Source organism: Fretibacterium fastidiosum (genome assembly GCF_000210715.1).
In the GTDB taxonomy this organism is placed as follows: domain Bacteria; phylum Synergistota; class Synergistia; order Synergistales; family Aminobacteriaceae; genus Fretibacterium; species Fretibacterium fastidiosum.
The window spans coordinates 1,524,878-1,525,817 of the sequence record NC_021038.1 but is presented as its reverse complement, the minus strand read 5'-3'; the positions used below and the strand labels follow the sequence as shown (position 1 = coordinate 1,525,817).

Sequence of the window (940 nt, the reverse complement as noted above, 5' to 3'; positions counted from 1 at the left end):
CCTTGACGTACTGCGCCTTGGCGTCCTCGTACTGGCTCTGTTCAAACGCCTTGCTGATCGTCACCTTGAGGTCGTTCACGAGGGCGTCCAGCGCGGAGACCAGCTTCTTTCCTCCCCCGGCGGGGACGGAGATCGCCAGGGGCTCGCCCGGCTCGTCAAAGTTGTAGAGGTAGAGCCAGTCGTCCGGGGCCGGAAGGGCAGCGGCCCTCTTCCTCAGGCTGTCCAGGGCATAGCTGGTGCGCCCACTGCCGGGCCGCCCCAGCACGAAGACGTTGTAGCCCCTTCCCGGGACGGAGAGCCCGAACTCCATGGACTCGATGGCGCGCTCCTGGCCGATGAGCCCCGCCGTTCCCGCGCCGGGCGCGGAGATGTCATCCGTATCCTCCAGCTTCCAGCTGTCCGTCCTCTTGACCTTCCTGAGCTTCTCAGGCAGCAGCTTCCATTTGTCCCTCAAGTCGTCCCCGCCTTATACTGTCAAGTCGTAAAGCCCGCGCCCCATGGCCGCAGCGCCCCCGGCAAAAAACGGGAATCGAGGGAAGCGCACACGCCCCGGTTCATCAGGCAATTTATTTATTGTACCAAAGATTCGGGCCGCAGCTTCCGCCTCCCCCGACCTCCGCGAAAACGCCGTCGACCACCATACCGCCCGTCCTGCCCTTTTCACAGGGGCATCCTACCCAAATCGTGTGCCAGCGGACCTAGCCGGCGCACCTGATATAATTGGGGCGAAAAAGGGTCCGCGATACCACAATCACAAATTTCAGGGAAGCGCTGTTGGACAATCCTCGATTGCTTTCCACAACTTTTTAAAAACAACCAGCGCTTCCCTGAAAATCACAGATGTTCGGAGGTCGTGTCTTGTTTCAAAACATCGTGAACCAAATCCTGTACTGGCTGTGGCCCTCCCGCATTCTGAAGCACTTCAGCAGCTTTCTCGACC

The 940-nt window shown here is 60.1% G+C and carries 1 protein-coding gene; it reads right to left on the bottom strand.

Annotated elements, in window-relative coordinates; translation table 11 throughout:
• Positions 1-454, bottom strand: a 454-nt coding sequence (locus SY1_RS07080) for a Lon-like protease helical domain-containing protein (RefSeq protein WP_243440618.1), incomplete at its 3' end; no start/stop codon positions are given.
• Positions 455-940: the final 486 nt, after the last annotated feature.